Genomic DNA, 23,160 nt, shown 5'->3' with positions numbered 1-23,160 from the left:
GAGGCCGCGGCGCGGCCGAGGTGTGCAGGATACTACGGCGTATGGATGTGGGGCGGGGATTCGAGATTGGGGAATGGGGATTCGTAACGGCCGTCGCTTGGAGTGGATGGATCGGAGGCCCGCCGTTGGCTTTTACGAATCCCCAATCCCAATTACGAATCCCGGCTTTGAATCACGGCTCCCCACTTACCGTCACTGTCGCGGTCATGCCGGCGCCCAGGATCGTATTCGGCGGCACGCTGGCCGGATCGATGCGTACCCGCACCGGCACCCGCTGCGCCAGACGGATCCAGTTGCAGGTGGGGCTGACGTCGGCGAGCAGGGAGGCGCTGGTCGGGTTGTCGCTGTCGCCAATGCCGCGGGCGATGCCTTCGACCTTGCCGTGCAGCTGCACCCCGCCGCTCATCAGGCGGATGTCGGCGCGGTCGCCGACGTGCACCCGCGGCAGCTTGGTTTCCTCGAAATAGCCATAGATCCACAGGTCGCGCAGATCGTCGCTGCCCGGCGGGGTATGCGCGACGATCTGCTGGAACAGATCGCGGTTGACGCTTTCCAGTCGCAAATGCAGACCGGGCAGCGGCGCGCGCGCACCCAGTGTGGTCTGTCGGCGCAGTTGCTCCAGCAGGCGCCGGCGATGTCAGCGCGTGCCGATCACCGGCGGCACGAACACGAACGCCACGCTCACCGCCAGCGTGCCCAGCAGCAGCGGCACCACGCTGTTGAAGGTGGCGACGGCATTGAAACTCGGTGTCGGCTGCACCGCCAGGATCGAGATGAAGGCCAGATTGGTGCCGGTGGCGAAACCGAACAGCGCCGGCTTGGAGGCCAGCAGCGTGCGCAACCGCGGCGCGGCTGCCGTGCCGGGCGTGTGGCGGCGACATCGGCGCCGTGTGCGTTCACGCCGGGTCCTCCATGCTGCGCAGCAATTTCTTCAGCAGCGCTTCCAGCTGCGTCAGTTCGGCGCGCTGCAGGTGCTGCGTGTAGGCGCTGAGGTGCACGAACACGTCGGGCATGAGGGAAACCCGGATGCTTCTGGCCGGTGACGTCCAGGCGTTGCTCGGTGGCAGCGAAGCGGCTCATGGCTGGTTGGACATCTATTACATATCTAGGTCACAGCGGGCGCACGAAGCGAGGGCAGCACCGCGCCGCGTTGGCGCGGTGGGATGAGGCTAGCGCAGGACGCCGTCCAGCCCGGGCGCGGGGTTGAGCATATTGCGCGTATCGATTTCGAACTTGCGCTGCTTCTTCTGTTCCGGCGTGGCGTCGATGCTGCCCTTGAGCGTGTAGTCGAGGCTGCGGCGGCCGGCCAGCGCATCGGCGACGGCGAGGCGGGCAGCCGAACTCGGGCGCAGCGCGGCGCTGACCACGTCCGCGGTTTCAGGTCCGATCGAGATCGCGGGCGCGAGCTGCAGGGTCCCGGCGGCTTCGCCGCCCACGCCCAGGTCCAGGCGCACGCGGTCGTAGCGCATCGTGATGCTGCTGTAGTTCTGCAGACGCAGTTCCACTTTCCAGCTGCCGTCCATGTTGACGGTGAGCTGTTGCAGGCTGGCCGCGGGGTCGGACACGCGGCGCACCATGCCGTCGCCGCAGGCGGCCAGCAGTGCAGCGCACAACACGAGCAAGCCGAAGCGAAGCCGCTGACGCATGACCGGATTCCAGGACGTGAAGACCGGCGAAGAATACTACGGCGCCAGCGTACCCAGCGTGGGGCCGGCGCCCAGCTGGACATCCGCGCCCGCGCTGCCGTGCAGCTGCGGTTTGCGCGGGTCCAGCCAGGCCGCGGCATCGGGTCGCTGGCGACCCGTTGCCGCAGCTGTGTCCGGCCCGGCCTCCGTGCCCCATTCCCCTTGCCTTCCCGTGGGTCGGTGGTGTCCGGGATCTGTGAGACGCGACTGGCACGCGGGACACGCCGATGCTGGCGCTGGCCAGGTGTCCGGATCGGACGCCTGTGCCGACAACGTCATCGGCGCAGCAGCCACGACGCTGCTGCGCTGGTTGCGTCGCCGGGCCCGCGGCGGCCTGGCCCATGACCATCGCCAGCGGCATCCGTGTCCGTGCGTGGACCCAGGCCGCCGAGGACGCCATCAGCATGCGCGGCGCCGCCGCTTGGCGCAGTCGCTGCTAGCCATGCCGGCCGGTAGGGGGAATCCGCAATGCCACACTTGCCCAATCCCGAGCGCATCGCTATGATGCGCGTCCCCGCACCGGTACTGCCGCGTTGCGCAGTGGCCGAGTAGCTCAGTTGGTAGAGCAGGGGATTGAAAATCCCCGTGTCGGCGGTTCGATTCCGTCCTCGGCCACCATATTTATCAAGGCTCTACAGCGATGCAGAGCCTTTGTCTTTTTTGGCTTGCACCGAATTTGCACCGATCCGTCGTGGTGCGATGACCGCAGTGCTGCCACGCAGGTCGCACCCGGCGCGCCATGCGTCAACGGAATGCCGGAACTGTGACGGGCCATCGCCGATACCGCATTGTGTGCCGATTTCCGCATCCAGGCTGGTCTGTTCATGCTATCGCTGGCGGCCGTGGTCGTGTGCACGTTCGTAGACAAGAGCATGAATTTGGGCTTTGTCGGGATGTAGCGCTCAACTATGCGGCGCGGATGTCGTAATCATTAGCACATGGTTAATCTGGGAGTGAGCTAATGCACAGGAACTTCACGCGGGGGTGTGTGTTGGCCTTTTCATTGGCTGTGGCCGCTGGCGCTAGCGCCGCGCCGACGGCGAGCAGGCCGGATGCTACTCCCTATCAGGGCGGTCTCAATCCAGGCGCGCCGTATATCGAGCAGGTCGGCTCCGAGTGCGTGATGGTCAACGTGTACCTAGAGCAGCGCGACGGTGTCGCCCAACAGGTCATCCTGCGCGAGCCGGTGGAATGCAGCAACGGCAACCAGGGCAAGGATCTTGCCGTGGCCCACGTGTCCAACTAGCAAGCGTCGGCCTGGCACGCTGGCGGGTTGCTCATTTTCGGCGATTGCCGCCGCACCGGGCGAGGCCTGTTGCGCTCGCGGCCGGGTGCGCCGCGTTGCATGCATTGCCGCCGCGCTTTGCCCGGCATGGGCCATCCGCACCTTGCTTGCGTAGTGTTGGCCTGTCGTAACGGCCTGGCCGTCGCGTGCGACATGGCGTGCCGCCGCAGCGGCCGTTGTCCGCAGGCCTGCGCGAAGGCTGCGCTTTACATCGCCGCGCCGCTGCTGCATAAGTCTGGTCTTCTCTAAATTTTTGCAGGGCCGTTCGCATGCGTCATCCATCGATCGCGGTGCTGCTGGCCTGCCTGCTGTGCCTGGCGCTGCCGGCGCGGGCTACGCAGCCGGTGCGCTCCGTCGCCGAGTTCGATCTTGGCCGCTACGCCGGGCAATGGCACGAAATCGCGCACCTGCCGGTGTCGTTCCAGAAGAAGTGCGTCGCCGACATCACCGCCGCCTATGTGCTGCGCGAGGACGGGCTGATCGGCGTGCGCAATGTCTGCCGCACCGGCAAGGGCGACCTGCTTGCCGCCGAGGGCGTAGCGCGGCGGGTGGCGGGCCATCCCGGGCGGCTTCAGGTGCGGTTCGCGCCGGATTGGCTGGCCTGGGTGCCGCTGGTGTGGGCCGACTACTGGGTGATCGCGCTGGATCCGGAGTATCAGTGGGTGCTGATCGGCGAGCCGGACCGCAAGTATCTGTGGGTGCTGTCGCGTTCGCCGCGGATGCCGCGCGCGCTGTTCGAGCAGATCAAGGCCACGGCAACGGCGATGGGCTACGACCTGGATCGGTTGTTGGTGGTTGCGCCGCTGGACTGAACCGCCTGCCGTCTGCGTGCATGCGCGGCGCGGGGCCGCTAACTGGCGAAGCAGACGCGGGCCGCATCGAGCAGTCGCGCGCTGGCGCCGTCCATCAGCAGTTGGCGCGGCGTATGCCCGCCGAGCTGCGCGTGGCTGCTGTTGAGCCACTGCGACAGCGCGGCACTGTCGCCGCCGCAGCCGTTCCAGACCAGGCAGATCAGCTCGCCGACATCGAGCAGGTGCTCCTTGCGCAACTGCGCCAGCGTGTCCGCATCGCGCGCCAGCCAGTCGATCACGCGCTGCGCGTCTGCGGTGGAGCCGTAGGTGGCGCCGTCGATCAGGGACAGCAGGTTGGTCGAGCGCGCCAGTTGGCCGGCCCTGGCGCGCTCGGCACGGCGCATGCCCTGCAGCACCGCCTTGATACGTTGTTCGTTGGAGGTGGGCGGCGACATGCGGATGCGGTGACCATGCGTGATGGCGTGTAGGTGTACCGCATTCATTCTGTACGCAGCGTCACCTCGCCATCGGCAACCCGCGCGCGCAGGCGGTCGCCGGGCGCGAGCTGCGCGGTCGAGCGCACCAGCGTGCCGTCGTCGACCCGGGTCAGGATCGCGTAGCCGCGGGTCACCGTGGCCAGCGGGCTGACCGTTTCCAGCGCGCGGGCCAGTGCGCGCAGGCGCTGCGTGTCGGCCTGCAGTTGCCGCGCCATCGCCGCCTGCGGGCGCCTGCCGAGCGCGAGCAGGCGCTCGCGCAGTGCGGCCAGGCGCCGTTGCGGCTGTGCCGCGCGCAGCACTGCGGCGGCATGGCGCAGGCGTGCGCCGCGGCGTTCGTGCTGCTGCCGCCACAACGCCAGCAGCCGCCGCGCCGCATCCTGCTGGCGGCGCTTCAGCAATTGCAGTTGCGCCTGCGGGCTCTGCGCCTGCAGCCGCAGCAAGGCGCGGTCGGCGCGCTGCATCGCCTGGCGCAGGCGGTGCTGCTGCCACTGCAGCAGCCGCGCGTGCTGGCCGCGCAGGCGCGCGGCGAGGTCGCGCTGGTCGGGGGCGAGCAGTTCCGCGGCGACCGACGGCGTCGGCGCGCGCAGATCGGCGGCGAAGTCGGCCAGGGTCACGTCGGTCTCGTGGCCGACCGCCGACACCACCGGCGTAGCCGCGGCGGCGATCGCCCGCGCCAGGCGTTCGTCGTTGAACGCCCACAGATCTTCCAGCGAGCCGCCGCCGCGGGTCAGCAGGATCGCGTCGTAACGGCCGCTGGCATCGGCGCGCTGCAGCAGCGAGGTGAGTTGCGCGGCGGCGCTGTCGCCCTGGACCAGGCTTGGCAGGATATCCACCTGCAGCAGCGGCAGGCGCCGGCCGAGCACGCTCAGCACGTCGCGCACCGCCGCGCCGCTGGGCGAGGTGATCACCGCCAGGCGGCGCACGAATGCGGGCAGGGCGCGCTTGCGCTCGCTGGCGAACAGGCCCTCGGCGGCGAGCCTGGCCTTGAGTTCCTCGAACGCGCGGCGCAGCGCGCCTTCGCCGGCTTCCTCCAGGTGATCCAGCACCAGTTGGTAGTCGCCCCGCGCTTCGTACAGGGTCAGCCGGCCGCGCGCGAGCACGCGCAGGCCTTCGCGCGGAACGAACTTCAGCCATTGGCTTTTCGGCTTGAACAGCGCACAGCGCACCTGCGCGCGCGCATCCTTCAAAGTGAAGTACAGATGGCCGGACGAGGGCCGGGTGACGTTGCCCAGCTCGCCTTCCACCCAGGCCAGCGGGAACGCGCTTTCCAGCAGGTCGCGCGCCAGCGTGTTGAGCTGGCTGGGGCTGAGGATCTGGTCGTCGCGATCGGGCATGCGGGCGGTGCGTGGGCGTGCGGGTCGCCTATCCTCGCACGTCGCCGTGAGCGGCCGGTCGCGGCAATGCGGCCTCGCTCACGGACGCTTGGTCCGCATGCTGCGCCAGCGCCCACTGCACGTGCTCGCGCACCAGCGGCGAGCCATGTTGCGCGCGCGCGTCGAGCGCGGCCAGTACCTGCGGCGTGGTCGGCGCATTGCCCAGTGCCACCGCCAGGTTGCGCAGCCAACGCTCGTGGCCGCTGCGGCGGATCGCGCTGCCTTCGGTGCGGCGCAGGAACTCGTCCTCGTCCCAGGCGAACAGCTGCGCCAGCGTGGCCCGGTCGAGCGCGTTGCGGGCGCGGAAGTCGGGTTCGTCGCTGCGCTTGGCGAACTTGTTCCAGGGGCATACCAACTGGCAGTCGTCGCAGCCGAAGATGCGGTTGCCGATCGCCGGGCGCAGTTCCTCGGGAATCGCGCCCTCGTGCTCGATGGTGAGGTAGGCGATGCAGCGACGCGCGTCCAGCCGGTACGGGGCGACGATCGCCTGGGTCGGGCACACCTCGATGCAACGCGTGCAGGTACCGCAGTGCGCGCTGGCCGGCGGATCGATCGGCAGCGGCAGATCGACGTAGATTTCGCCGAGGAAGAACCAGGAGCCGCCGTTGCGGTCGATCAGGCAGGTGTGCTTGCCGATCCAGCCCAGGCCGGCGTCGCGCGCCAGGGCGCGCTCCAGCACCGGTGCCGAATCCACGAACACGCGATGGCCGAACGGGCCGATCTCGGCCTGGATGCGCTCGGCCAGCTTCTGCAGGCGGTTGCGCATCAGCTTGTGGTAGTCGCGGCCCAGCGCGTAGCGGGCGACGTAGGCGCGTTCGCCGTCGCGCAATGTCTCCCAGGCCGAATCGTCGTCGTTGCGCCCGTAGTCCAGGCCGACCGAGATCACCCGCAGCGTGCCTGGAATCAATTCGGCCGGACGCGCGCGCTTGTCGCCGTGCTGCGCCATCCACTGCATCGTGCCGTACAGGCCTTGCGCCAGCCAGTCGCGCAGATGCGCTTCGTCCTGTTGCAGTTCGATGCCGGCGATGCCGCAGCGCTGGAAGCCGAACTCGCGCGCCAGCGCACGGATGCGCGCAGCAGCGGTGCGGGGATCGGCGGGGGCGACGTTGCTGGACATGGCGCAAGTATAGAATCTCGCGCATGTCCAACTCGTTCGATCTCTACGACACCGCCGCCGCGCGGCGCATCGATGCGCAGGCCACGGCCTTGCTCGGCGGCGATGGCTACCCCCTGATGCAGCGCGCCGGCCAAGCCGCCTGGCAGACGCTGCTGCAGCATTGGCCGCAGGCGCAGCGCATCCTGGTGGCCTGCGGCAGCGGCAACAACGGCGGCGACGGCTATGTGTTGGCACGGCTCGCGCACTGCGCCGGGCGCCGCGTGCGCGTGCTGCAGTTGTCCGGCCCGCAATCGGCGTTGGCGCAGCGCGCCTGCACCGACTACATCGGTGTCGGCGGCCGCATCGAGGTGTTCGATGCGGCGCTGGCGGGGGCCGACGTGGTCGTCGATGCGCTGCTCGGCATCGGTCTCAACCGCGCGCCGGACGCCGAACTGGCCGCCTTGCTCGGCGCGCTTGCCGGACTCGGCGCGCCGGTGCTGGCGCTGGACGTGCCCAGCGGCGTGGATGCCGAACACGGCAGCGTGCCCGGTGCGGTATTGCCGGCGACGCTGACTGTGCAATTCATCGTCGCCCACGCCGGCTTGCACACCGGAGCGGCGCTGAACAAGGTCGGCGCTACTGCGCTGGCGACGCTGGAGGTGCCGGCCGCTGCGTTCGATGGCTGCGTGGTGCAGGCGCAGGCCTGGACCAGCGCGGCGCTGGCCGCGCGCCTGGCGCCACGCCGGCGCGACAGCCACAAGGGGGATTCCGGGCATGTGCTGTGCATCGGTGGCAACCTCGGCAGCGGCGGTGCGGTCATGCTCACTGCCGAAGCGGCATTGCGTAGCGGTGCCGGGCTGGTTAGCGTGGCGACCCGCGCCGCGCATGTCGCGCCGCTGCTAGCGCGATGTCCGGAGGCGATGACGCACGCGGTCGAGGACGGCGCCGCGCTGGCGCCGCTGTTGCGCAAGGCGAGCGTGCTCGCGCTGGGACCCGGACTGGGCCAGGACGGATGGGCGCAGGAACTATGGCGGCTGGCGTTGGCGGCCGAATTGCCGGTGGTGATCGACGCCGATGCGCTGAACCTGCTGGCACAGGCGCCGCGCGTGTTGCCGAACGCGGTGCTGACCCCGCATCCGGGCGAAGCCGGGCGCCTGCTCGGCATTGCCGCCGCCGAGGTGCAGCGCGACCGCTTCGCCGCCGCCGCCACACTGGCCAAGCGCTACCAGGCAGTGGTGGTATTGAAAGGCGCCGGCAGCATCGTCGCCGCGCCGGGACAGGTGCCGCGGGTCATCGCCGCCGGCAATCCGGGCATGGCGGTCGGCGGCATGGGCGATCTGCTGACCGGGGTGATCGCGGCGTTGCGCGCGCAAGGCCTGGCCGCCTTCGAGGCGGCCAGTGTCGGCGCGCTGCTACATGCGGCGGCAGGCGATCGCGCCGCCGCCGAAGGCCAGCGCGGCCTGCTGCCCTCCGATCTGCTGCCCGCGCTGCGCCACCTGGCCAATCCGGAAACAAGGCGATGATGCGGCTCTACCTGGAAGAGAGCGACGCCACCGAGCGCCTCGGCCAGGCGTTGGCCGCCACCCGCCCGGCGCAGGCGACGGTGCACCTGCACGGCGATCTGGGGGCCGGCAAATCGACCCTGGCACGGGCGCTGCTGCGCGCGCTGGGCGTGCAGGGTGCGATCCGCAGCCCGACCTACACCCTGGTCGAGCGCTATCCGCTGGCCGATGGCGAAGCCTGGCACATGGACCTGTACCGCATCGGCGCTGCCGGCGAGCTGGATTTCCTGGGGCTGGACGAGGCCGCGGCGACCTTGTGGCTGGTGGAGTGGCCCGAACGCGGCGGCGATCTGCTGCCGCCGGCCGACCTGGTCGTCGCGCTGGCGCTGCGTGACGCGGGGCGCGCAGTGCAATTGCAGGCCGGCACGGCGGTGGGCGCGGCCTGGTTGTCGCGGATGGCCGAACGCGATGACTTGCGGGGTTTTTCTGCCAGCTGACACTAGGAAGTGCAGGCAGGTTATGGATTATTAAGGGAAAACCGCTTGTGTTTATGTCCCGGTGATGCTTGAATCGCCTCCATGCGCCTGGGGATCCATTTTTTCGCTTGTTCCGTTATCGCCGCAGGCTGCTGCCTGGCGGCGCAATCGGCGTTTGCGGGCCAGGTGCAGACGGTGTCGGTCGGCAACGGCGCCACCGGCACCCGTGCCGAGATCCGGCTGCAGGGCAGCGGCGGCTTCACCACGCTGACCCTGTCCAACCCCAACCGGCTGGTCGTCGATCTTCCTGAATCCTCTGCCGCGCAGGGCTTGAAGCTGCCTGCGGGCACCGGCGTGGTCACGGCGGTGCGCACCGGTCATCCGGTCCCGGGCACCTTGCGCATCGTGTTCGACCTGAGCAGCCCGGTGGTGGCATTCAAGCCGCAGATGCAGACCGTGGCCGGCAGTTCGGTGCTGGTGATCGAGTGGCCGGGCGATGCGTCGTCGGCCAAGCCGCTGGCCAGTGCCGGCAATGGCGCGGCCACGCCCGCGCCGACGCCATCCGCGGCGCCCGCCGCGGTGGCGGTCGAACCCAAGCCGACGCCCGATCCGCGCCAGGAAGCGGCGCGCGCGACCGCGGCCCTGACGTCGTCGGTGCTGCAACGCGCAGCGCCGCCGCCGCCGACACCAGTACACACAGCGCCCATGACCGCGGCGGCTCGCCCGGGCGTGGTGCCGGCGCCGGCCGCTGCGCCCGCCAGCGCCGTTAGCTCGATGGCGCCGACCGCATCCGCGTCCGCGTCGGTCGGCGCCGCCGTGCCGGCGCAGCAGGGCACCGTCGCGCCAGCGCCGATGCCCGATCGGCCCGACGTGGCCAGCAGCGACGACGCGGCGGTCGCCGCCGCTGCCGAAGCGCGCCCGGTGATGCCGAGCGCGCCGTCGCGGGTGGGGATGAAGCCGGGCATGCGGCCGTTGATCGTGGCCATCGATCCCGGCCATGGCGGCCAGGATCCCGGCGCGATGGGGCCGAGCGGCAAGCGCGAGAAGGACGTGACCCTTGCCATCGGTCGCGAACTGGCGCGGCAGATCAACGCCACGCCGGGCATGAAGGCCTATATGACCCGCGATACCGACGTGTTCATCCCGCTGCCGATGCGCGCGCAGAAGGCGCGTGCGGCCAGGGCCGATATCTTCATCTCGATCCACGCCGACGCCGCCGAGAACCGCAGCGCGACCGGTTCCTCGGTCTACGTGCTGTCGACCAAGGGCGCTTCCTCGCAGCGCGCGCGCTGGCTGGCGGACAAGGAAAACGCGGCCGATTTGGTCGGCGGCGTGCGCCTGCAGAAGACCGACAGCACCCTGGCCAGCGTGTTGCTGGACCTGGCCCAGAGCGGCCACATGAAGTCCTCCGAAGACGCCGCCGGCCACGTACTGGGCGGGCTCAAGCGGATCGGCAACAACCACAAGCCGGAGCTGGAGCGCGCCAACTTCGCGGTGCTGCGCACCTCGGACATGCCGGCGATGCTGGTCGAGACCGCTTTCATCTCCAATCCGGACGAAGAGCGCCGGCTGACCGATCCTGGCTACCAGCGGCGCCTGGCCGGCGCGGTGCTGGACGGGGTCAATACCTTCTTCACCCGCCAGCCGCCGCCAGGCACGCTGTTCGCGGCGCGCGCGCAGGCCGAGGCCGAAGCGGCCAGCACCGTGGCCGGCGGCAGCCGCTGAGGCGCTCGGCTATCATCGCCGGCTGAACCCGATGGCGGCGTCCGCGCCGTGAGCCGTGCCGATGTCCCGTAACCGTTTCTGCTCTCCCTTTTCCGAATTCCGCGCGATCGCGCGGCGCGCGCATTGCGCGTGCACGCCGCTGCGCGGGCGGGAGCCGGCATGAGCATCCGCCAATTGCCCGAGATCCTGATCAACCAGATCGCCGCCGGCGAAGTGGTCGAGCGCCCGGCCTCGGTGGTCAAGGAGCTGGTCGAGAACGCGCTGGATGCCGGCGCGCGCCGGGTGGACATCGACCTGGAAGAAGGCGGCGTGCGCCTGATCCGGATCCGCGACGATGGCGGCGGCATCCCGCCCGAGGAACTGCCGCTGGCGGTGTCGCGGCACGCGACCAGCAAGATCGCCTCGCTCGACGACCTGGAGTCGGTCGGCACGCTCGGGTTCCGTGGCGAAGCGCTGCCGTCGATCGCCTCGGTCAGCCGCTTCACCCTGGCCTCGCGCCGTCCCGGCGACGAGCACGGCGCCGCGCTGCAGGTCGATGGCGGCAAGGTCGGGCAGGTGCAGCCGCGCGCGCAGGCGCCGGGCACCACGGTGGAGGTGCGCGAGCTGTTCTACAACGTGCCGGCGCGGCGCAAGTTCCTGCGCGCCGAGCGCACCGAACTCGGCCATATCGAGGAATGGCTGCGTTCGCTGGCGCTGGCGCGCCCGGACGTGGAATTGCGCGTGTCGCACAACGGCAAGCCGTCGCGGCGCTACAAGCCGGGCGACCTGTATTCGGACGCGCGGCTGGGCGAAACCCTGGGCGAGGACTTCGCGCGGCAGGCGCTGCGCGTGGACCACAGCGGCGCCGGGCTGCGCCTGCATGGCTGGATCGCCCATCCGCATTATTCGCGGGCCAGTGCCGACCAGCAGTACCTGTACGTCAACGGCCGTTCGGTGCGCGACCGCAGCGTGGCGCATGCGGTGAAGATGGCCTATGGCGACGTGCTGTTCCATGGCCGGCAGCCGGCCTATGTGCTGTTTCTGGAACTGGAGCCGGCGCGGGTCGATGTCAACGTGCATCCGGCCAAGCACGAGGTGCGCTTCCGCGATGCGCGGCTGATCCACGATTTCGTCTATCGCACGCTGCAGGATGCGCTGGCGCAGACCCGCGCCGGCAGCACGCCGACCGCCGGCGATGCCGCGCAGGCGGCGCCGCTGGGGTATGCCGGCGGCGCGTTGCCGATGTCCGGCAACCCGAGCGGCAGCGGTGGCTCGAGCGGCCAGGGCTATGGCGCGCAATGGCGCCCGGCGCAGTCGCCGCTCGGCCTGCGCGTCAACGAGGCGCCGGCCGCCTACGCTGCGCTGTACGCCGCGCCGGCAGGCGCCGCCGATCCTGCAGCGGGCATGCCGCTGCAGGACCAGGATGCGGCCGGCGGCCTGCCGGCGACCTCGGCCGACAGCGGCGTGCCGCCGCTCGGCTATGCCATCGCGCAGCTGCACGGCATCTACATCCTGGCCGAGAACGCCGAAGGCCTGATCGTGGTGGACATGCATGCCGCGCACGAGCGCATCGGCTACGAGCGGCTGAAGAACGCGCACGACGGCATCGGCCTGCATGCGCAGCCGCTGCTGGTGCCGATCACCCTGGCGGTGGGCGAGCGCGACGCCGACACCGCCGAGCGCGAGGCGGAAACGCTGGCCGCGCTCGGTTTCGAGATCACCCGCAGCGGCCCGCAGTCGCTGCACGTGCGCAGCATCCCGGCGTTGCTGGCCCAGGCCGAACCGGAAGCCTTGCTGCGCGACGTGCTGACCGACCTGCGCGAACACGGCCACAGCCGCCGCGTCGCCGGCGCGCGCGACGAACTGCTGTCGACGATGGCCTGCCATGGCGCGGTGCGCGCCAACCGGCGCCTCACCGTGCCGGAAATGAACGCGCTGCTGCGCGACATGGAAGCCACCGAGCGCTCCGGGCAGTGCAATCATGGGCGTCCGACCTGGGCGCGTTTCACGCTGGGCGAGATCGATCGTTGGTTCTTACGGGGGCGCTGATGGGCAAGCGGGGAAGGGCGGCGGCGCTACTGGCAGCGCTGCTCGCGTTGGCTGCATGCGGCAGGCATGCGCCGGCACCGGCCGCGCCGGCGGTCGCCGACAAGGCGTTCCTGGCCGATGAGCAGCGCTGGCGCGCGCAGCGCAAACAGGCGCTGCTCGCGGCCGACGGCTGGACCAGCCTGGTCGGCCTGCACTGGCTGGAACTGAAGGAGCACTACATCGGCAGCGGCCCCGGCAGCGGCATCCACCTGGCGGTGGGGCCGGCGCGGATGGCGCTGGTGTCGCGCGTGGACGGACAGGTATTCCTGACCCCTGAACCCGGCGCGGCGCTGAGCGTGGACGGCACGCCGCTGCAGCGGCGCACGCGCATGTACAGCGACCACGACGCGACGCCGAGCGTGATCGACTTCGACGGCGGCAAGGGCAAGCTGAGCCTGATCGAGCGTGGCGGGCGCTATGCGCTGCGGGTCAAGCACGCCGATGCGCCGACCCGGCTCGGCTTCGCCGGGCTGCACTATTGGCCGACGGCCGACTCCTGGCGCATCCGCGGCCGCTTCGTGCCCAACCCGCCGGGCAAGACCCTGCCGATCGTCGACATCATCGGCGTCACCACCGCATCGCCCAACGCCGGTGCGCTGGAGTTCGAGCGCGACGGCAGGCGCTTCCGCCTGCAAGCGATCGGCGAACCCGGGGGGCCGCTGTTCGTGGTGTTCGCCGACCGCAGCAGCGGCCGCGGCAGCTATCCGGCCGGGCGCTTCCTGGATGTGCCGGCGCCGAGCGCCGACGGCAGCGTGGTGCTGGATTTCAATCGCGCCTACAACCCGCCGTGCGCGTTCACCCCGTTCGCGACCTGTCCGCTGCCGCCGCCCGAGAACCGGCTGGATCTGGCGGTGGAGGCCGGCGAGCAGACCTACGCCGCACACTGAACCGAGAGCCCCCATGATGCCGATCCCGCGCCTGCTGCGCAGCCTGCTGTTGTGTCTGACCCTGTTCGCCGCCGCGCCGGTGCCGGCGCGCACGCCGCCGCCGCCGGCAATGCCCAGCGCGACGCCCGCGCCGCCGACGCCGCTGCTGTGGAAAGTCAGCGGGCCGCGCGGCGCGCTGTACCTGCTCGGTTCGTTCCATCTGCTCAAGCCGCAGGACTATCCGTTGGCGCATGAGGTCGATGCGGCCTACGCTGCGTCGTCGCGGCTGCTGTTCGAGCTGTCGCCGCGGGACGTGGAGTCGCCGCAGTTGGGCGCGCAGATGCTGCAGGCGGCGCAGCGCAAGGATGGCAAGCGCCTGCAGGACGATCTGGACGCGGCCACCTGGCAGCGCCTGCGCCGCTACGCCGCCGGCCACGGCCTGCCGCTGGAGCAGATGGGCGGATTCGAACCGTGGTTCGTCGGCTTGAGCATCAGCATCGCCGAGATGAAGGCGCAGGGGCTGCAGGCCGATGCCGGTCTTGACCGGCATTTCATGGACATGGCGGCGCAGGCTGGCAAGACCGCCGAGGGCCTGGAGACCGCGCAGGCGCAGATCGCGATGCTCGACGGCATGCAGCCGGTGGAGCAGAAGCAAATGCTGATCGAAGCGCTGGACGATGCCGAGCAGGGCGCGGCGCAGACTCAGCGCCTGTACGTGGCCTGGCGCCGCGGCGACGAGCGCCTGCTGTGGCAGGACATGGGCATGGAGATGAAGCGCGACTATCCGCGCCTGTACCAGCGCATCAACGTCGATCGCAACCAGGCCTGGGTGCCGCGGCTGGAGCAGCGCTTGCGCGACGGCCAGGGCGACACGCTTGTGGTGGTCGGTGCCTTGCACCTGCTCGGCCCCGACGGCGTGGTCGAGGCGCTGCGCGCGCGCGGCTACAAGGTCGAGCGGATCTGTGCCGGCTGCCGGGCGTCGCCAGCGCCGCGTTCGCGCTGAGGTAGCGGCAATTTTGTAGGAGCGGCTTCAGTCGCGACAGAATCTACCCGTAGAGCCTGTCGCGGCTGAAGCCGCTCCTACAAAGGGCGCGCGCCGCGCAGGCGCGCTACGGCTTACGGCTCGGCTCGGCGCGCGCGCGACTTCGGTGCGGCGCCGGCAGCGGGCGGCGGCTCGCTCGGCTTGCTGCTGCCACCGGCGGCGGGGCGGCCGAAGCCGGTGCCCAGGTTGCGCTGGAATTCCTGCCACAACTCCATGTTGCGCTCGGTCAGCTGGTTCATCATGGTCCACGGGGTCTGCCCGAGCAGGTTGCCCATCTGCTGGCGGAACTGCTGCTGCTGGTCCAGGAACACCTGCATGCTGCGCTCCAGGTAGTTGCCCATGAAGCCCTGCAGCGAATCACCGTAGAACCGGATGATCTGGCTGAGCAACTGGGTGGACAGCATCGGCTCGCCGTCCTGCTCCTGGTCGGCGATGATCTGCAGCAATACCGCGCGGCTGAGGTCTTCGCCGGTCTTGGCGTCGCGGACTTCGAATTCTTCGCCGTCGATGATCAGCTGGCGGACGTCTTCGATGGTGATGTAGCTGGAAATCTCGGTGTCGTAGAGGCGGCGATTGGGATACTTCTTGATGATGCGAATCTCAGCCATGAAGCGGTCGCTCTTGACGGTAGGCGCGCAGCATGGCGCAGCGCAGCAGGGCTTGCAACCGCCACACGCTCCTGAACTCGGGCCGAACGGCAAAAAAATGCTGCGCAGCAGGCGCGCAGCATGAATGCACAGCACTCAGCGCCAGCTGCAGCATTTTCGATAGCGTTACCTCGGCCACGCCGCGCATCGACCTGAGCGGTTCAGTCGCCTGCCGTTACCAGCCCATGTGGTGGCCGCCGTTGATGTCCAGGTTGGAACCGGTGATCCAGGCCGCCTCCTCGGCAACCAGGAACGCGACCGCGTAGGCGATCTCTTCCGGCCTGCCCAGGCGCCCGGTGGGGATGTCGGCGATGATCTTGGCGCGGACCTCGTCCGGCACCGACATCACCATGTCGGTGGCCACGTAGCCCGGCGATACCGTGTTGACGGTGATGCCGTAGCCGGCGTTCTCGCGCGCCAGGGAAATGGTGAAACCATGCATGCCGGCCTTGGCTGCGGCATAGTTGGCCTGGCCGTACTGGCCCTTGAGGCCGTTGATCGAACTGATCTGGATGACCCGGCCCCAGCGCTGCTTGCGCATGCCTTCGATCACCGGACGGGTGACGTTGAACACCGAGTTGAGATTGGTGTTGATCACCTCGTGCCACTGCTCGGCGGTCATCTTGTGGAAGGTGGTGTCGCGGGTGATGCCGGCGTTGTTGATCAGCACCTCGATCGGGCCGAGCTGCCGTTCCACCTCCTGTACCAGCGCCTGTGCGTGGTCGGGCGAGCCGACATCGCCGGCGACGATAGCGATCTCGTGGCCGCGTTCGCGCATGCGCTGCTGCCAGGCGCGCGCCTTGGCCGCGTCGCGGTAGTTGCTGGCCACGCGATGGCCCAGCGCGGCCAGCCGCTCGCAGATCGCAGTGCCGATGCCGCCGGTACCGCCGGTGACCAGCGCAACGCGTGATGTCATGGATTCGCTCCGGATAGGGAAGAAAGAAGGGAGGGCCGCTGCGGCCCAACCTTCGATTCTAGTCAGCCTTGGCGTCGCTGGGGATATCGGCCGCATCCGCCAGCGTCCGATCCTGCGCCGGCAGCCTTGCCGGCTCGAATGCGCGCAGCGCCGCGGCCAGCAGCGCGGCCACCGAGCCGGCCCCGGCCAGCGCCGCCGGGGCCTGCCCCAGCAGCGCCCAGGCCAGGCGCAGCGCGGGCAGCGGATCGGCGTCGTCCAGCGGCAGCGCGGCATGCGACTTGGACAGCTTGCGGCCGTCCGGGCCGAGCAGCAGCGGCAGGTGCAGGTAGTGCGGCGTCGGCAAGCCCAGCGCGCGCTGCAGCAGGATCTGCCGCGGCGTGGAGTCGAGCAGGTCGGCGCCGCGGACCACGTCGCTGATGCCTTGCGCGGCATCGTCCACCACCACCGCCAGCTGATAGGCCCAGCAGCCGTCGGCGCGCAGCAGCACGAAGTCGCCGACCTCGGCATGCACATCCTGTGCGATGTCGCCGCGCACGCCGTCGCGAAACGCGATTGCACTGCCTGGCGGGACCCGCAGGCGCAGCGCTGGCTGCGGCCGGGTCTGCGCCGCCACGCAGCGGTGATGCGCGCCGCCCTGCGCGGCCAGTTCGCTGCGGCTGCAACTGCAGGTGAACGCCTGGCCGGTTTGCAGCAGGCGCTGCGCCGCGGCCTGGTAGGCCGCGCCGCGGTCGCTTTGGCGCAGGACCGGCCCGTCCGCCTCCAGCCCGCAGGCGCGCAGGCTGGCCAGTTGCCGCGCGGCCGCGCCGGGCACGCTGCGCGGCCGGTCCACGTCCTCGATGCGCAGCAGCCACTCGCCGCCAGCATGCCGCGCCAGCAGCCAGCTGCCGAAGGCGGCGAGCAGCGAGCCCAGATGCAGCGGGCCGGTGGGCGAGGGCGCGAAACGGCCGCGGTAGGGAGGCGAGGACATGGGCAAGCTGAATCGTCGGTCAGGTATGCGCTTGAATTCAAGCTGTACGCGCCGCAGATCCGAACCAATCCTTCATGTTTCCTGGTGCGGAGTCCACGCTCACATGTTCAATCGAATCGCCTTGTTCCTCATCACCAATCTGGCGGTGCTGGTGCTGGCCGGCATTGTCATGTCCGTGTTCGGCATCAATCCCAACCGGATGGGCGGCCTGCTGGTGATGGCCGCGCTGTTCGGCTTCGGCGGCTCGCTGGTGTCGCTGCTGCTGTCCAAGTTCATGGCCAAGCGCGCCACCGGCGCGCAGGTGATCGCCGAGCCGCGCAATCACACCGAGCGCTGGCTGCTGGAGACGGTGCGGCGGCAGGCGCAGGCTGCCGGCATCGGCATGCCCGAGGTCGCCGTCTACGATGGTCCGGAGATCAACGCCTTCGCCACTGGTGCCAACCGCAACAACGCGCTGGTCGCGGTGTCCACCGGCCTGCTGCAGAACATGACCGAAGACGAAGCGGAAGCAGTGCTGGCCCATGAGATCAGCCATGTCGCCAATGGCGATATGGTGACGATGGCGCTGCTGCAGGGCGTGCTGAACACCTTCGTGATCGTGCTGGCGCGGGTGGTCGGCGGGGTGGTGGACGGCTACCTGTCCGGCAACCGCGACGGCCGCCGCGGCCTGGCCTACTACGCCATCGTGATGGTGCTGGAACTGGTGTTCGGCCTGTTCGCGACGATGATCGCGATGTGGTTCTCGCGCTACCGCGAGTTCCGCGCCGATGCCGGCGGCGCCAGCCTGGCCGGGCGCAACAAGATGATCGCGGCGCTGCAGCGGCTGGAACTCAACCACGGGCAGAGCACGCTGCCGTCGCAGGTACAGGCGTTCGGCATCGCCGGCGGCCTGGGCAAGGGCGTGCGCAAGCTGTTCATGAGCCACCCGCCGCTGTCCGAGCGCATCGCCACGCTGCGCGCGTCGCACAACAGCGCCACGGTGAGCTAAAGCCACCGCACGAACCGAACGCAGCGGCTCATCACCCGCTTCCACCCGCAGCATGTCGGCGTCAGTCAACCGCTTTTCCGAGTCCCGAGTCCCGCAACGTTCAAGCAAAATCGAACGTCATCCCCGGCCCGGCCAGTCCGACGAACTCGCCCTGCACGTAATCCACGCCGGCGCTGAACAGCAGGCTCATCGAGGTGGCGTCGACGACGAACTCGGCGATGCTGCGGATCCCGGCCGACTGCGCGCGCTCGGTGATCTCGCGGATCTTGTCCTGGTGCTCGCGGGTCTGCGTCAACTCCTGGGTGAAGCCGCGGTCCAGTTTCAGGAACGAGGGCTGGAAGTGCGCCAGCAGCTGGAACGAGTCCAGGCCCGAACCGAACTGCTCCAGCCCGACCTTGCAGCCCAGGCCGGTGGCCTCGGCCAGGAACTGCTGCGCGTTGCGCAGGTGGGTGAACACCTTGGCTTCCGGCGTCTGCAGCCACAGCCGCTCGCCGGGCACGCCGTGCGCGGCCAATTCGCGCCGGATCAATTCCACCATCTGCAGATCGGCGAAGGCATCCGGGCTGATATTGACCAGCAGGCTGGTGGCGTGGCCGGCACGCTGGCGCTCGCCGATCACCGCGATCGCGCGCGCTACCACCCAGCGGTCGATCTCGGCCATCAGTCCATGTTCGGCGGCGATGCCGAGGAAGGTGGTCGGGCCGATGATCTCGTCGTTGCGCTCCAGGCGCAGGTAGGCCTCGTACAGTTCGTGCGGCTCGCCCTGCAGGTTCAGCACCGGCTGGTAGTGCAGCAGGAAGCCGTCGCCGGCCAGCGCCTCGCGCAGCTGCTGGACCCAGCGCTGGATGCGCTGTTCCTCGACCCGGTCGGCCGCGCCGGGGTCGAAGATCTTGCAGGCGTTGCCGCCCAGTTCGATCGTGGCCTGCACGTTCTCGCTGGCGCGGGCCAGGACCTGGCCGACGGTGGCGATCTTCTCGCCGATCTGCACGCCGCCGATGCTGACGGTGACCGTGGCCGAGCGCTCGCCGACGCTGAACACGTGCGCCGCGTAGGCGTTGAGCAGGTGTTCGGCCTGCGCCGCGGTACGGCCGTAGTCGCCCTGAAGCAGCAGCGCGAAGTTGTGCTCGCCGAAGCGCGCGGCCTGCACGTCGCCGTCGATCGCCGCGGCCAGATGCTGGGCCAGCGCTGCCACCAGCGCGTCGGCCGAGTCCAGGCCGATGTCGGCCAGCAGCCGCGTGTAGTGGTCGGGTTCGACCAGTAGGAAGCCGTAGTGGCCGTCGCCACGGCCGACCTGGGCCACCGCGTTCTCCAGCGCCAGCATGAAGGTCGGGCGGTTGAGCAGGCCGGTGACCTGGTCGCGCTGGCGCAGGTCCTCGACCTCGCGCGCCAGTTCCGGATCGAATTCCTCGCGGCGGCGGAACACCACCTGCACGCAGGCCTCGCCCTCATAGCTGGCGGTGGCGAACTCCATCGTCGCCGGGAAGCTCTCGCCCTCCATGGTGCGCGCATCGACCTGGTACTGCGCCGGCGGCGGTTCGCCCTTGCCCAGTGACTTCAGCAATCGCTTGAATTCCTCCACATGCTGCGGCGCGACCATGTCCAGCAGCGAGACGCCTTCGACGTCGTCGAACGAGGCGAAGCCGAACATCTCCAGGTAGGCGTCGTTGGCGCGGATGTGCATGCCTTCGTGGATGTAGGCGATCGGATCGCGCGAGGAGGCGATCAGCGCGTCGCAGCGGCGCTCGGTCTCGCGCATCTGCGCCTCGATCCGGCGCAGCCCGCGGCGCGCCTGCAGGTCGGCCCAGGTGTTGCGCAGCACCGACAGCAGGTGCTCGGGGCGCTGGCGCAGGGCGATCGCGCGGGCGCCGCCGGCCACCGCCTCGACCCATTCGTTCTCGTCGATGCTGTCGGCGAGCAGGATCACCGGGATGTCCTTGCCGCTGGCGCCTACCCGCTGCAGCACCTGCGGCAGGGGGATGGTCTGCGAGCGCGCGCTCAGCACCAGGTCGATCGGCTGCGCGGCGAGCATCGCGCCCAGCTCCTCGGCGTGCTGCGGGCGCGACGGTCGCACCGCGATGCCGCTGTTGCGCAGGCTGCTGACGATCGCTTCGGCGTTTTCACCGCTGTCGTCGATGATCATCAGACGTAGGGTGATGTCTTTGCCTGTTTGCATGAAGCCTCCCTGAGACGGGGTTTAATACACGATGCCCACTGTGCCGTCCATGTGGGGTGCAGGGATGGCGGATTCGCAAACCCGGGGCCGGCTTGTCTGAACGTTCGCGGCCCCCCGAGGCGGCGTGCAAACACCGAAACGCGCTTGTGCGAATCCCCAATCCCGAATCCCCGCTTTCAACAGCCGAATGGCTGCTCATCCCGGCCCTCAAACCACCGAGCCGGCGGCATGCCCCGAGGCCCAGGCCCACTGGAAGTTGTAGCCGCCCAGCCAGCCGCTGACGTCCAGCACCTCGCCGACGAAGTACAGACCGGGCACCTGGCGCGATTCCATCGTCGCCGACGACACCTGATTGGTGTCCACCCCGCCCAGGGTGACTTCGGCGGTGCGGTAGCCCTCGGTGCCGCTGGCCACCAGCGGCCAGGCGCCGAGCAAGGCGGCTGCGGCGCGCAACTGCGGTTCGTCGAGCTGGCGCACCGGCTTGTCCGGCAACCACACCTCGCACAGGCGCTGCGCGAAGCGGCGCGGCAGCGCCTCGCCCAGCACCGTGCGCAGTTCGGAGGCGCCGCGCAGGCGCTTCTGTTCGCGCAGCCACGCGGCCGCGTTCTGCCCGGGCAGCAGGTCCAGGCGCAGGTCGTCGCCCGGCTGCCAGTACGAGGAGATCTGCAGGATCGCCGGGCCGCTGATGCCGCGGTGGGTGATCAGCATGAAGTTGCGGAAGCTGGCGCCGTTGCAGCTGGCTTCCACCGGCAGCGCCAGTCCGGACAGGTCCTGCAACCGTTCCTGGTGCTTGCCGCTGAGGGTCAGCGGTACCAGTCCGGCGCGGGTCGGCAGCACCGCGTGGCCGAACTGGCGGGCCAGTTCGTAGCCGAAGCCGCTGGCGCCCAGGCTGGGGATGGACAGCCCGCCGCTGGCCACCACCAGCGAGGTGGCGTGCAGCGGGCCGTCGTCGCTGTCGATGCGGAACCCTTCGCTGCCGCGTTCCACGCCGCGCACGCCGCATTGGGTTTGGATACTGACGCCGGCCGCCTCGCATTCGTCCACCAGCATGCGCACGATCTGCTTGGAGGAGATGTCGCAGAACAGCTGGCCCAGTTCCTTCTCGTGGTAGGCGATGGCGTGGCGCTCAACCATCTCGACGAAGTCGGCCGGGCGGTAACGCGCCAGCGCCGACTTGCAGAAGTGCGGGTTGGAAGACAGGAAATTGCCCGGGCCGGTACCGGTGTTGGTGAAATTGCATCGCCCGCCGCCGGACATCAGGATCTTCTTGCCGACCTTGTTGGCGTGCTCGATCACCCGTACGCGGCGGCCGCGGCGGCCGGCGGTCAGCGCACACATCAGCCCGGCGGCGCCGGCGCCGATGACGGCGACATCGACGCGGAGAGGCTCGGCGCGCGCGTTCATGCCGCGGCTTTGCGCACCGTCGGGGTGAAGGTGACGCTGGCCTCGTCGCCGAGCAACTGCACTTCGCCGTCCTGGATCACCACGTCGAAGCGCATGCTGCGCTGGATCAGTTCGGCCGCCGCCGAGACCGCGTCGCTAGGCAGGTCGAGCACCTGCAGCGGCTTGAGCTTGAGCAGGCCGGAGCCGTTCTTCTCCCACCAGATGTCGGCGAGGCGGCCGCCATAGTTGACCACCACCACCTCGCGGGCGCGGCCGCAGGCCTTGCGGATGCGCGATTCGTCGGGCTGGCCGACCTCGATCCATTGCTCGATCGCCCCGGTGTAGTCCATCCGCCACAGGTCCGGCTCGTCGTCGCTGCTCAGGCCCTTGCCGAACAGCAGGCGTTCCTCGGCGAACAGGGCGAAGGTCAGCAGCCGCGCCATCAGCCGCTGGTCGGTCTCGGACGGGTGCTGGGCCAGGGTCAGCGAATGCGCCGCGTAGTAGCCGCGGTCCATGTCGGAAATCTGCAGCTCGGCCTTGCGGAGGGTGGCGGTGAGGGCCATGCGGCTACCGGGATCAAAGGGCGGCCATGATAATGCGTGGCGATGTCCGATCCCCGCCCACCGTCCGCATTGGTTCCGGCCCCGAGCCGCTGGCAGCTGCCGCCCGGGCCGTGGCCGACGTTGCTGGACGGGCTGTGCGCGCGCTTCCCGCAGGTGTCGCGGGCGCAGTGGCAGGAGCGTTGCGATCGCGGCCGGGTACAGGATCCGCGCGGGCAGCCGCTGCCGGCGGCGCTGCCGTACCGGGTTGGGCTGGAAGTGCGCTACTTTCGCGAGGTTGCCGACGAGGCGCCGATCGCCGCGGTGGAGCGCATCGTCCACGCCGATGCGCACCTGGTGGTGGCCGACAAGCCGCATGGGCTGCCGGTCACTCCGTCCGGGCGTTATCTGCGCGAGACCTTGCTGGCGCGGCTGGTGGCGCGATTGGGCAATCCGGCGCTGGTGCCGCTGCACCGGCTGGACCGCGCCACTGCCGGGCTGGTGCTGTTCTCGGCCGATCCGGGCAGCCGCGCCGCGTACCAGGCGTTGTTCCGCGAGCGGCGCATCGCCAAGACCTACCAGGCGCTGGCTCCGGCCTTGCCGGGACAGGTGTTTCCGCTGGTGCGCGCGAGCCGGCTGGTGCGCGGCGAGCCGTTCTTCCGCATGGCCGAGGCCGACGGCGAGGCCAACAGCCTGACCCGGATCGCGGTGCTGGACGCGCCCGACGGACCGCTGTGGCGCTATGCGCTGGCGCCGGTGACCGGGCGCAAGCACCAATTACGTGTGCACATGGCCGCGCTGGGTGCGCCGATCCTGGGCGATACGCTGTATCCGCAGTTGCGCGCGGAGGGGGATGACGCCTGCGCCTGTGTGCTGCAGCTGTTGGCGTGCGGACTGGCGTTCGACGATCCGCTCAGTGGGCAGGCGCGCCACTTCGCCAGTGCGCAGACCTTGGCCTGGTCGCCGGCGTGACGATGCGCCCCAACTCCGTGAGACGCTTCGCGCCGGACCCTCACCCCCAACTCTTCTCCCGGTGGGAGAGGGACTTTCAGTGATTGCGTGCGCCGCCACCCTATCCAGTCAAATGCACGGCAAGGCAGGGAGGTTGCACGATTTGTGTAAGGCAGCAGGTGTATCGACGG

At 69.8% G+C, this 23,160-nt stretch carries 21 protein-coding genes, 1 tRNA gene and 1 pseudogene; 11 read left to right on the top strand and 12 right to left on the bottom strand.

Translation table 11 applies throughout. The annotated features are described in order from the left end of the window. Positions 1-172: 172 nt before the first annotated feature. The 3 genes and pseudogenes from ISN38_RS02195 to ISN38_RS02185 all read right to left on the bottom strand — a co-directional run. Positions 173-481: pseudogene (locus tag ISN38_RS02195) on the bottom strand (efflux transporter periplasmic adaptor subunit); the annotation flags it as partial. A 156-nt stretch (positions 482-637) separates the two neighbouring features. Beyond that, a complete protein-coding gene (locus ISN38_RS20075; RefSeq protein ID WP_003466700.1) occupies positions 638-841 on the bottom strand; it encodes a hypothetical protein in 204 nt (67 codons plus the stop codon). A gap of 328 nt (positions 842-1,169) precedes the next feature. Then, positions 1,170-1,646: an LEA/WHy family protein gene (locus tag ISN38_RS02185; RefSeq protein ID WP_003466712.1), complete on the bottom strand. Its 477-nt coding sequence runs from the start codon at positions 1,644-1,646 to the stop codon at positions 1,170-1,172. Positions 1,647-2,227: 581 nt separating this feature from the next. Between ISN38_RS02185 and ISN38_RS02180 the strand changes: the two genes are divergently transcribed. The 3 genes from ISN38_RS02180 to ISN38_RS02170 all read left to right on the top strand — a co-directional run bounded on the left by ISN38_RS02180 (position 2,228) and on the right by ISN38_RS02170 (position 3,782). Beyond that, positions 2,228-2,303, top strand: a tRNA-Phe gene (locus ISN38_RS02180). A 391-nt stretch (positions 2,304-2,694) separates the two neighbouring features. Beyond that, a complete protein-coding gene (locus ISN38_RS02175) occupies positions 2,695-2,931 on the top strand; it encodes a hypothetical protein (protein ID WP_230939630.1) in 237 nt (78 codons plus the stop codon). Between the two features lie 308 nt (positions 2,932-3,239). Next, positions 3,240-3,782 (top strand): lipocalin family protein, encoded by a 543-nt coding sequence (locus ISN38_RS02170; protein ID WP_003466714.1) that lies wholly within the window; start codon positions 3,240-3,242, stop codon positions 3,780-3,782. 38 nt (positions 3,783-3,820) lie between these two features. On the opposite strand, the gene ISN38_RS02165 is transcribed toward ISN38_RS02170, so the two are convergent. The 3 genes from ISN38_RS02165 to queG are packed head-to-tail and all read right to left on the bottom strand — an operon-like array spanning position 3,821 to position 6,748. Then, positions 3,821-4,216, bottom strand: a complete 396-nt coding sequence (locus tag ISN38_RS02165; RefSeq protein WP_003466716.1) for an antitoxin Xre/MbcA/ParS toxin-binding domain-containing protein — start codon at positions 4,214-4,216, stop codon at positions 3,821-3,823. A 44-nt stretch (positions 4,217-4,260) separates the two neighbouring features. After that, a complete protein-coding gene (gene xseA, locus ISN38_RS02160; RefSeq protein ID WP_047324814.1) occupies positions 4,261-5,592 on the bottom strand; it encodes an exodeoxyribonuclease VII large subunit in 1,332 nt (443 codons plus the stop codon). Positions 5,593-5,620: 28 nt separating this feature from the next. Beyond that, positions 5,621-6,748, bottom strand: coding sequence for a tRNA epoxyqueuosine(34) reductase QueG (gene queG / locus ISN38_RS02155; RefSeq protein ID WP_003472129.1), 1,128 nt, complete (start codon positions 6,746-6,748; stop codon positions 5,621-5,623). A gap of 23 nt (positions 6,749-6,771) precedes the next feature. Here queG and ISN38_RS02150 point away from each other — a divergent pair, with 23 nt between their 5' ends. From ISN38_RS02150 to ISN38_RS02125, 6 genes are all read left to right on the top strand, one after another. Further along, on the top strand, positions 6,772-8,250 hold the full coding sequence (locus ISN38_RS02150; RefSeq protein ID WP_047324815.1) for a bifunctional ADP-dependent NAD(P)H-hydrate dehydratase/NAD(P)H-hydrate epimerase: 1,479 nt from the start codon (positions 6,772-6,774) through the stop codon (positions 8,248-8,250). Further along, positions 8,247-8,726, top strand: a complete 480-nt coding sequence (gene tsaE, locus ISN38_RS02145; protein ID WP_206712041.1) for a tRNA (adenosine(37)-N6)-threonylcarbamoyltransferase complex ATPase subunit type 1 TsaE — start codon at positions 8,247-8,249, stop codon at positions 8,724-8,726. The genes ISN38_RS02150 and tsaE overlap by 4 nt, the downstream gene beginning before the upstream one ends. A gap of 81 nt (positions 8,727-8,807) precedes the next feature. Then, positions 8,808-10,430, top strand: a complete 1,623-nt coding sequence (locus tag ISN38_RS02140) for an N-acetylmuramoyl-L-alanine amidase (protein ID WP_047324816.1) — start codon at positions 8,808-8,810, stop codon at positions 10,428-10,430. A 159-nt stretch (positions 10,431-10,589) separates the two neighbouring features. Continuing rightward, the gene (gene mutL, locus ISN38_RS02135; RefSeq protein WP_003472119.1) at positions 10,590-12,458 is read left to right on the top strand and encodes a DNA mismatch repair endonuclease MutL; all 1,869 of its coding nucleotides are present in this window, start codon (positions 10,590-10,592) and stop codon (positions 12,456-12,458) included. Next, positions 12,458-13,384 carry a DUF1684 domain-containing protein gene (locus tag ISN38_RS02130; RefSeq protein ID WP_206712040.1) on the top strand — a complete coding sequence of 309 codons (927 nt, stop codon included), beginning with the start codon at positions 12,458-12,460 and terminating at the stop codon, positions 13,382-13,384. Before mutL ends, ISN38_RS02130 begins: the two co-directional genes overlap by 1 nt. Before the next feature lie 16 nt (positions 13,385-13,400). Then, the gene (locus ISN38_RS02125; RefSeq protein WP_058361271.1) at positions 13,401-14,366 is read left to right on the top strand and encodes a TraB/GumN family protein; all 966 of its coding nucleotides are present in this window, start codon (positions 13,401-13,403) and stop codon (positions 14,364-14,366) included. A gap of 113 nt (positions 14,367-14,479) precedes the next feature. On the opposite strand, the gene phaR is transcribed toward ISN38_RS02125, so the two are convergent. The 3 genes from phaR to gluQRS form a co-directional block, all read right to left on the bottom strand. After that, positions 14,480-15,013, bottom strand: a complete 534-nt coding sequence (gene phaR, locus ISN38_RS02120; RefSeq protein ID WP_003472105.1) for a polyhydroxyalkanoate synthesis repressor PhaR — start codon at positions 15,011-15,013, stop codon at positions 14,480-14,482. Between the two features lie 214 nt (positions 15,014-15,227). Beyond that, the gene (phbB, locus tag ISN38_RS02115) at positions 15,228-15,968 is read right to left on the bottom strand and encodes an acetoacetyl-CoA reductase (protein WP_003472098.1); all 741 of its coding nucleotides are present in this window, start codon (positions 15,966-15,968) and stop codon (positions 15,228-15,230) included. A gap of 58 nt (positions 15,969-16,026) precedes the next feature. Then, the gene (gluQRS, locus tag ISN38_RS02110; protein ID WP_003472097.1) at positions 16,027-16,935 is read right to left on the bottom strand and encodes a tRNA glutamyl-Q(34) synthetase GluQRS; all 909 of its coding nucleotides are present in this window, start codon (positions 16,933-16,935) and stop codon (positions 16,027-16,029) included. Between the two features lie 103 nt (positions 16,936-17,038). On the opposite strand from gluQRS, the gene htpX reads away from it, so the two are divergent. Next, complete coding sequence (gene htpX, locus ISN38_RS02105; RefSeq protein WP_003472094.1) at positions 17,039-17,923, top strand: protease HtpX; 885 nt, start codon at positions 17,039-17,041, stop codon at positions 17,921-17,923. 100 nt (positions 17,924-18,023) lie between these two features. Here htpX and ISN38_RS02100 read toward each other — a convergent pair whose 3' ends face one another. The 3 genes from ISN38_RS02100 to ISN38_RS02090 all read right to left on the bottom strand — a co-directional run bounded on the left by ISN38_RS02100 (position 18,024) and on the right by ISN38_RS02090 (position 22,042). Further along, positions 18,024-20,096 carry a GGDEF/EAL domain-containing response regulator gene (locus ISN38_RS02100; protein WP_206712039.1) on the bottom strand — a complete coding sequence of 691 codons (2,073 nt, stop codon included), beginning with the start codon at positions 20,094-20,096 and terminating at the stop codon, positions 18,024-18,026. Between the two features lie 207 nt (positions 20,097-20,303). Further along, on the bottom strand, positions 20,304-21,500 hold the full coding sequence (locus ISN38_RS02095; protein WP_003472091.1) for a BaiN/RdsA family NAD(P)/FAD-dependent oxidoreductase: 1,197 nt from the start codon (positions 21,498-21,500) through the stop codon (positions 20,304-20,306). Next, entirely contained in the window at positions 21,497-22,042 is a 546-nt protein-coding gene (locus ISN38_RS02090; protein WP_003472089.1) for a YaeQ family protein, read from the bottom strand. Before ISN38_RS02090 ends, ISN38_RS02095 begins: the two co-directional genes overlap by 4 nt. Before the next feature lie 42 nt (positions 22,043-22,084). Between ISN38_RS02090 and ISN38_RS02085 the strand changes: the two genes are divergently transcribed. Continuing rightward, positions 22,085-22,990: a pseudouridine synthase gene (locus tag ISN38_RS02085; RefSeq protein ID WP_047324820.1), complete on the top strand. Its 906-nt coding sequence runs from the start codon at positions 22,085-22,087 to the stop codon at positions 22,988-22,990. Positions 22,991-23,160: the final 170 nt, after the last annotated feature.

This window comes from Xanthomonas translucens pv. undulosa, from assembly GCF_017301775.1.
Taxonomy (GTDB): Bacteria; Pseudomonadota; Gammaproteobacteria; order Xanthomonadales; family Xanthomonadaceae; genus Xanthomonas_A; species Xanthomonas_A translucens.
Note: the sequence above shows the minus strand (reverse complement) of the source record. Positions and strands in the feature narration are given on the sequence as shown.

Coding starts and splice junctions, on each gene's coding strand:
- ISN38_RS02170 (WP_003466714.1), top strand. CDS start 3,240: ATGCGTCATCCATCGATCGCGGTGCTGCTGGCCTGCCTGCTGTGCCTG.
- xseA (WP_047324814.1), bottom strand. CDS start 5,592: ATGCCCGATCGCGACGACCAGATCCTCAGCCCCAGCCAGCTCAACACG.
- queG (WP_003472129.1), bottom strand. CDS start 6,748: ATGTCCAGCAACGTCGCCCCCGCCGATCCCCGCACCGCTGCTGCGCGC.
- ISN38_RS02085 (WP_047324820.1), top strand. CDS start 22,085: ATGTCCGATCCCCGCCCACCGTCCGCATTGGTTCCGGCCCCGAGCCGC.
- ISN38_RS02100 (WP_206712039.1), bottom strand. CDS start 20,096: ATGCAAACAGGCAAAGACATCACCCTACGTCTGATGATCATCGACGAC.
- phaR (WP_003472105.1), bottom strand. CDS start 15,013: ATGGCTGAGATTCGCATCATCAAGAAGTATCCCAATCGCCGCCTCTAC.
- tsaE (WP_206712041.1), top strand. CDS start 8,247: ATGATGCGGCTCTACCTGGAAGAGAGCGACGCCACCGAGCGCCTCGGC.
- ISN38_RS02185 (WP_003466712.1), bottom strand. CDS start 1,646: ATGCGTCAGCGGCTTCGCTTCGGCTTGCTCGTGTTGTGCGCTGCACTG.
- gluQRS (WP_003472097.1), bottom strand. CDS start 16,935: ATGTCCTCGCCTCCCTACCGCGGCCGTTTCGCGCCCTCGCCCACCGGC.
- ISN38_RS02090 (WP_003472089.1), bottom strand. CDS start 22,042: ATGGCCCTCACCGCCACCCTCCGCAAGGCCGAGCTGCAGATTTCCGAC.
- mutL (WP_003472119.1), top strand. CDS start 10,590: ATGAGCATCCGCCAATTGCCCGAGATCCTGATCAACCAGATCGCCGCC.
- ISN38_RS02150 (WP_047324815.1), top strand. CDS start 6,772: ATGTCCAACTCGTTCGATCTCTACGACACCGCCGCCGCGCGGCGCATC.
- phbB (WP_003472098.1), bottom strand. CDS start 15,968: ATGACATCACGCGTTGCGCTGGTCACCGGCGGTACCGGCGGCATCGGC.
- ISN38_RS02130 (WP_206712040.1), top strand. CDS start 12,458: ATGGGCAAGCGGGGAAGGGCGGCGGCGCTACTGGCAGCGCTGCTCGCG.
- htpX (WP_003472094.1), top strand. CDS start 17,039: ATGTTCAATCGAATCGCCTTGTTCCTCATCACCAATCTGGCGGTGCTG.
- ISN38_RS02140 (WP_047324816.1), top strand. CDS start 8,808: ATGCGCCTGGGGATCCATTTTTTCGCTTGTTCCGTTATCGCCGCAGGC.
- ISN38_RS02165 (WP_003466716.1), bottom strand. CDS start 4,216: ATGTCGCCGCCCACCTCCAACGAACAACGTATCAAGGCGGTGCTGCAG.
- ISN38_RS02125 (WP_058361271.1), top strand. CDS start 13,401: ATGCCGATCCCGCGCCTGCTGCGCAGCCTGCTGTTGTGTCTGACCCTG.
- ISN38_RS02095 (WP_003472091.1), bottom strand. CDS start 21,500: ATGAACGCGCGCGCCGAGCCTCTCCGCGTCGATGTCGCCGTCATCGGC.